6 protein-coding genes are annotated in these 6,581 nt (G+C 34.0%); all 6 read left to right on the forward strand.

From position 1 onward, the window contains the following. The first annotated feature begins 163 nt into the window (after positions 1-163). The 6 genes from ABD892_RS12120 to ABD892_RS12145 all read left to right on the forward strand — a co-directional run bounded on the left by ABD892_RS12120 (position 164) and on the right by ABD892_RS12145 (position 6,389). Positions 164-739 carry a nucleoside/nucleotide kinase family protein gene (locus ABD892_RS12120; RefSeq protein WP_345195966.1) on the forward strand — a complete coding sequence of 192 codons (576 nt, stop codon included), beginning with the start codon at positions 164-166 and terminating at the stop codon, positions 737-739. Continuing rightward, a complete protein-coding gene (locus tag ABD892_RS12125) occupies positions 736-1,821 on the forward strand; it encodes a hypothetical protein (protein WP_345195968.1) in 1,086 nt (361 codons plus the stop codon). The genes ABD892_RS12120 and ABD892_RS12125 overlap by 4 nt, the downstream gene beginning before the upstream one ends. Continuing rightward, positions 1,818-3,041, forward strand: coding sequence for a glycosyltransferase (locus ABD892_RS12130; RefSeq protein ID WP_345195970.1), 1,224 nt, complete (start codon positions 1,818-1,820; stop codon positions 3,039-3,041). Before ABD892_RS12125 ends, ABD892_RS12130 begins: the two co-directional genes overlap by 4 nt. An 8-nt stretch (positions 3,042-3,049) precedes the next feature. Continuing rightward, the gene (locus tag ABD892_RS12135; protein WP_345195972.1) at positions 3,050-4,441 is read left to right on the forward strand and encodes an O-antigen ligase family protein; all 1,392 of its coding nucleotides are present in this window, start codon (positions 3,050-3,052) and stop codon (positions 4,439-4,441) included. After that, positions 4,407-5,582 (forward strand): glycosyltransferase family 4 protein, encoded by a 1,176-nt coding sequence (locus ABD892_RS12140; protein WP_345195973.1) that lies wholly within the window; start codon positions 4,407-4,409, stop codon positions 5,580-5,582. The genes ABD892_RS12135 and ABD892_RS12140 overlap by 35 nt, the downstream gene beginning before the upstream one ends. Positions 5,583-5,759: 177 nt before the next feature. Then, positions 5,760-6,389 (forward strand): WecB/TagA/CpsF family glycosyltransferase, encoded by a 630-nt coding sequence (locus ABD892_RS12145; RefSeq protein ID WP_345195975.1) that lies wholly within the window; start codon positions 5,760-5,762, stop codon positions 6,387-6,389. The last annotated feature ends 192 nt before the right edge of the window (positions 6,390-6,581 follow it).

Raw genomic sequence — 6,581 nt, forward strand, 5'->3', positions numbered from 1 at the left:
ATTTAAAGGCAATGGTATCAAGGCTGGGTTACATGGCTGCGCGAACCTGCCCCATGCCAGCAAGGCTTCTCAAGCTGGCTGAGTCACAGTGGTAATCAGGAAGAAATATTTATGAGATTGTTTCTTGTAATTTTAAATTGTAATAATACGGTAAAAAGTGTAAATGATTATATGTTTTTTAGGACCGGATGGTTCTGGTAAAACAACAGTAAGTAATAGCGTAATAGATAAGTTTAGGGATAAATTTAATGGTATTCAGAATTATCACTTACGCACTCATTTCGGTGTAAATAAAAAAAATGTGCTTAATGTAACTAACCCGCATGGCCAAAAAGCAAGAGGCTGGTTAATTTCAAATATTAAGTTAATATACTTCCTGTTGGATTATTGTTTTGGATTTATTTTTCTTTTAAAGAAAGATAATTTGGTCATATTTGATAGGTATTATCATGACTTATTGGTTGATCCTAAAAGGTACAGGTTTGGCGGTAATCTTCATTTCGCAAGGCTGTTAGCAAAGTTTGTACCTGAGCCTGACATATATTTCGTACTTATTGCTGATTCAAATTTAATTCAAAAAAGAAAAAAAGAAGTACCTTTGAACGAAACTGAAAGACAAGTAAATCTTTACAAAGATTTTGCTAAAAATAATAAAAAGGCATTTTTGATTGATACAGGAAATGATGTTAATGAATCTGTTGATAATGTAACAGGAATTATACTGAATATCTTAGAATGATAAATCAAGATACCATTAATAGGCTGAGAAAGTTTTTTTCCGATAAATATGGCAAAGATAGCTTTGAAGGTCAGACGTTTTTTGTCATCAACAGTTCTGGATTACCCAGATGGTTATTACCTGCTGTATCCAGAAAATATCGATCAATAATTTATGAAATATTAAAACAATGGAAACCATACTCTCGAAAAAGTGCGTTTTTCTGGGTTATATTAATTAATCTATATAGGTTTGGCATACTTTATTTCATACCAGGTATACAAAGGTCAATTCTACCTAAGATTAATACTATTATTTATACTATTTATGTCGGTACACCAGGGTTGAAACAGAAACTGGTCCTTTCTCTTTATGACAAAGATTCTGGTGAGAGAAGTATTGTTAAAATTGCTATTGGAAGTAAAGCCTCTCAATCGATTGAAAATGAGCAGTATGCATTAACAAATATACAAAACTCTGTAAATACCCCATGTTTATTAGAAAAAGATTGCGATCATAAGTGGTTAAGTCAAACATTTGTAGCGGGTAAGCTCTGTCAATCTTCTCTTTCACAGAGTCAACTTGAATGGCTTACTTTATTACCTAAGGGTAAGTGTTATAGTCTTTATTCAGTACTAAACACTCAGTTACAAAAGGTCATTGCTCATACAAATGACAAAGAGTATGAACTTATAGATTTTTCTAAGAAAATTATTGACGATACTTTCTCTAAAAAAACTGTAGATTTGGACCATGTCGCCATACATGGTGATTTTGCACCATGGAATATGAAATTAGAAAAGAATAATAGACTTTATGTTTTTGACTGGGAGTCATATGAACAGGATGGGATTCCGCTATATGATCTATGTTACTATTATCTCAACCTTAGTCATTTGTTTAAACAACGTAATTATACGCAAAATCTTTTTGAATCTGGAGTAATAGATCGATATTTAATAATTATGAATATTAATTTGTATTATAAAAAACCACTCCTTGCATGCGCCATTTTAAAAATTATTAATAATGCTATAAATGATATGCGGTTTGATTTTGCAGAATATATTCTAAATCTAAAGTTGGAAAAGCTTATTAAATGAATGTTTTACTATCGGCTTATGCATGCGAACCAAACAAAGGATCAGAACCTGGTGTTGGTTGGCATTGGGCTATAGAAGTTTCGAAGCTTGGGCATCAAGTAACCATACTTACTAGATCAAATAATAAAAAAAACATAGAAAAAAAATTAACGCAAATGTCAAATAGTAACTTGAACTTTTGTTATTATGACTTGCCTCGTTGGCTTGCCTTTTGGAAAAAAGGCGGGCGAGGTGTCCATTTATATTACATGCTCTGGCAAGTTGGTGCCTACTTTGTTGCAAAGAGACTACATCAAAGAAAACAATTTAATCTCGTCCATCATATTACTTTCGTAAGTGCAAGACAGCCCTCATTTATGGGACTTCTGGGCGTAGATTTTATATTTGGTCCTGTAGCCGGTGGTGATACAATTCCCCATAAGCTAAGAAAAAATTTTTCATTTAAAAATAAAGTCAGAGAAAGTGCGAGAGATTTGATTAATTGGTTTGTTAAGTATGATCCTTTAATGAGATATACTTTTTCTAGTGCAACTAAAATAGTTGTCACCAGTGAGCAAACTCTATCCATGATACCTAGAAAATATCATCAAAAATGCTCTATGCAACTAGCCATTGGTATCGATCCTATTGCATTTAGAAAAGACGCGAAATCAATTGATGATAAAGATCAAGAAAATGGTAGCCGAGCACTAAATTCAACGCTGAAGATTTTATATGTTGGAAGGTTTGACTATCTTAAATCTATAGAAATCGCATTGAAGTCATTTTCAGTGGCTATCGAAAGTGGATTGGATGCTACATTTACCTTAGTAGGTGAAGGGCCAGAAGAAAATAAGCTAAAAATATTATGCCAACAATTAAATATCGAGAAATTTATTACTTGGGTTCAATGGTTACCTCAAGACGAATTAAATGCTATTTATAGAGATCATGATGTTTTTTTATTTCCGAGTCTAAGAGATTCTGGTGGAATGGTAGTTTTGGAAGCTCTTGCGAATGGTTTACCTGTTATCTGCTTTGATTTAGGAGGGCCAGGAAAAATAGTCATACCCGAGTGCGGACATAAAGTTACAAATGATGTAACTATTTCTGAAGCTATTCAGATGTTTTCAAAATATCTCCTGACTTTTAAATCATCATACGAATTGAGTCATCAATGTTACTCAAGAGCTAATGAATATACTTGGACTCGCTCTGTTCTTAATGTATATGGAGAGTAACACCGATAATGACTAATATTGATTTCTATCGTAAACTTTTTTTAGAGAGTCGTGATAGGCTGGCACTGCTTATTATATTTTGTTATCTATTATTTAATTATGGTTTCATGCAAATCAGAATTGGTATCTTACCAATTGGTGAGATATTTATTCTTCTGATGGTTTTTATCACTCGCTGGTTAACCGTTACATCTAGATTCTATTTTGTAACTGGTCCATCGATTATGATGCTTTTTATAACGTGGTGGTTGTTTGTCGCACTATCTGCCATGTTTGGTTTTTATAAATATGGTGTTTGGGCACTCAGAGATGCAAGTCATGTTATAGAAACAATATATATTTTAATTGGATTTTGTTTGTTTGGCAGTTATTTTTTCATGAAGAAACTTTTTTCATTCTTACGTTTCTTTATGATAATTATTATACTCTATGGATTAACTTATCCAGTTTCAGATTTTCTTAGATTATTATCACCTTATATTAGTGGTGGTTCAGGCCAAAGTATACCACTGTTTTTTGTGTATACTAATACTGCTATGCTAATGCTCGTATCTGCCGCATGTATGTTTATATTTAAATCAGAGAGTTTTTTTGTTTCAAAATTTAAGTTGGCTGTTGCAGGTTTTTTAATAGCATTCTGTTTAGCTTTCTTCCAAGCTAGGACAATTTATCTGCAGATTATTGCTCTGTACCTATTTTTATTCATTTTTAGGAGAAGTGAATTTAAAAAGGGTGTTTTTGTTATTTTGTTTGGACTTCTTATCATTTTGATGTTGCCAATATTAGGTTTTGAAGCTGAAGGCCGTATTGGTCAAGTTGTTTCTCTAGAATTTATATACAATCACTTTATGGCGATTTTTGGTATCTCGAAAAGTGGTGTTGAATCTGCAGCCGGGGGGGTTAGCCTGCGTATAGGATGGTGGCTTAATATTTATGAGAAATGGTCGCTAGATTTTACAACTATGTTTTTTGGTTTGGGTTTCGGGTTCCCATTGATTGATCATGATCTAGCAAACGGTGTTGTTGCTAGGGAGCCTCATAATTCTTTTATTTCTTTACTTGCAAGGTTAGGTGTCATTGGAGCATCTCTATGGTGTTTAATACATTGTTATTTGTTGAAGATATGGTTTAATCTATTTAAATATACAAAATCAAATCATTATCAAGTAATAAATAACTTTCTTGCAGTTTTTATGATTTATTTTATTTTCGTTTGTGTCTTTGCTATCGGTGAAGATTCGTTTGAAAAGCCTTTTAATGCTATTCCTTACTATTTGCTTTGGGGGTGTATTCTTAGAATGGAATGGTATCGTAAAAAATCAATTTTTGAAGAGGTAGTAACGAGTGCGGAACCCAAGCATTTTAATGGTACACAACAAATATCAAGTGCATGGCGGTGAAGATGTAGTTTTTGAAAATGAAAAGCACCTTTTAACATTGAATTCCTTTTCGGTTTCTGAATATGTTGTATCAAATACTTCAATTAGTGGGTTTTTCGATCAGGTAAACGCATTAAGAGGTGTTAAATTCTCTAAAAAACAAAAAAGGTTTTTATCGGAAAAGATTTCACTAATAAATCCATGTTTAATCCATGCCCATAATATTTTTCCACTACTCACTCCTTCAATTTTTCATGCCTGTCAGGATACAGGTGTTCCTGTTGTATATACTCTACATAACTATAGAAATCTCTGTCCAACAGCAACTTTGATGATTGATGGAAAAATCTGTGAACGTAGTTTAGAAGCAAGTAGTTGGTGGACAGTTCCTAAGAGAGTGTATCGAAATTCATTGATTGGTACTGCAGCATTGGCTTACATGGTTGAGTATCATAAAAGAAAAAGAACGTGGCAAACACATGTTGATCGCTATATTGCCTTAACGGAATTTGCCAAAGCTAAATTTATTGCTGGAGGTTTTCCAGCCGATAAGATTTCTGTTAAGCCAAACTTTATTGAAGATCCTCATAAAGCTAATAAAAAAATCGATAAAAAGGGGGGGTATGCAGTTTTTGTTGGTCGTCTTAGTGAAGAGAAAGGACTTACTACTCTTTTGGATGCATGGAGGGATATCAATTATCCATTGAAAATTATTGGTGATGGCCCGATAAAATCGATTGTTAAAAAACAATCTGACGATAATGTCAATATCCATTTTTTGGGATTTCAAAATAAAGAGGCTATTTTATCTTTATTACAAGATGCTGATTTTTTGATTATGCCTTCTACCTGGTATGAAGGTTTTCCAATGGTACTGCTTGAAGCATTCGCTAATGGTACTCCTGCACTGGTTTCCAATGTTGGTGGTATGGCTGAAATAGTTTCTGATGGCATAACAGGCCTGCATTTTGAAGTAAGTAATTCTGAGTCGCTAGCTGAAAAAGCAGTATATCTAATTCAGCATCCAAAAATAACTCGGGAAATGGGCATTAATTCTCGAATCGAATACCTCCAAAAATATACGCCAGAAATCAATGTTGAAATTTTACTGGATATATACCGACAGGCGATTCGTGATAAAAAAGGCGTATGCACTTTCTAGTTATGAATAATGTTTTGGACTTTTGAAACTTAAGAGTTGCTTGTGGAAGGTAAACGAATTAATGTGTTACGGATGCATGTTTGTCTGACGAATATGTGTTCTGTTCTTTCTCAGATTGATAACTGGTGCGCATATAATGAAGGACGTTATATTTGCGTATCCAATGTTCATATGTGTATGGAAACCTTTGACTCTGGAGAGTTCTGTGAGATCGTAAATACCGCTGATATGGTGGTACCCGATGGTAAACCGCTTGTATGGGCTCAAAAGTTAATGGGTCATAAGGAAGCTTGTCAGGTACGTGGCCAAGACTTAACCATGGCGCTATGTAAGTTAGCTATTGAAAAAAAGTTAAAAGTTGGTTTTTATGGTGGAACACAGGAAGTTCTATCAGTTATGAAAATGAAGTTATCTGAACAGTTTAGTGGATTAGATATTGCGTATGAGTTTGCCCCACCATTTCGACCATTAACCTCTATAGAGGATAAAAAAGCAATCAAAGCCATTAATGATTCAGGTGTTCAAATACTATTTGTTGGCATTGGTTGCCCTAAGCAAGAGCGTTGGATGGCAGAGCATAAAAACAAATTACATTGTGTAATGCTTGGTGTTGGTGCTGCATTTGATTTTATTGCAGGTAATAAAAAACATGCTCCTCGATGGATGCAAAGCATTGGAATGGAGTGGTTGTTTCGTTTACTGTGCGAACCTAATCGTTTGTGGAAGCGTTATCTGAAACAAAACCCACGTTTTATCTGGTACTTTGCACAACAGTTATTAGGCAGTAAATTTAAATCAAGAGAGTAGAGCTTTAATGATCCTGGACAGTATAAGGTGATAAAGTCACCGCGTTGTAAAGGTGACTATTGAATTAAGAGGGGTTTTAATATGCATCGGAGTTCAGGCTTAGTGCTTAATAACCTTAACTCCCGCTTAACGATCTGAAGAAGTAAGGCTAAATTGAATGAAGAGAGCGTCCCCTGTGCTCTTCAGGCAAAA

Origin of the sequence: Kistimonas scapharcae (genome assembly GCF_039540975.1) — a bacterium.
Classification (GTDB): Bacteria; Pseudomonadota; Gammaproteobacteria; order Pseudomonadales; family Endozoicomonadaceae; genus Kistimonas; species Kistimonas scapharcae.

Bases quoted from the DNA above. Each gene is read 5' to 3' on its own strand.
- ABD892_RS12125 (WP_345195968.1), top strand. From the start codon at position 736: ATGATAAATCAAGATACCATTAATAGGCTGAGAAAGTTTTTTTCCGAT.
- ABD892_RS12140 (WP_345195973.1), top strand. From the start codon at position 4,407: ATGGTACACAACAAATATCAAGTGCATGGCGGTGAAGATGTAGTTTTT.
- ABD892_RS12120 (WP_345195966.1), top strand. From the start codon at position 164: ATGATTATATGTTTTTTAGGACCGGATGGTTCTGGTAAAACAACAGTA.
- ABD892_RS12135 (WP_345195972.1), top strand. From the start codon at position 3,050: ATGACTAATATTGATTTCTATCGTAAACTTTTTTTAGAGAGTCGTGAT.
- ABD892_RS12130 (WP_345195970.1), top strand. From the start codon at position 1,818: ATGAATGTTTTACTATCGGCTTATGCATGCGAACCAAACAAAGGATCA.
- ABD892_RS12145 (WP_345195975.1), top strand. From the start codon at position 5,760: ATGGAAACCTTTGACTCTGGAGAGTTCTGTGAGATCGTAAATACCGCT.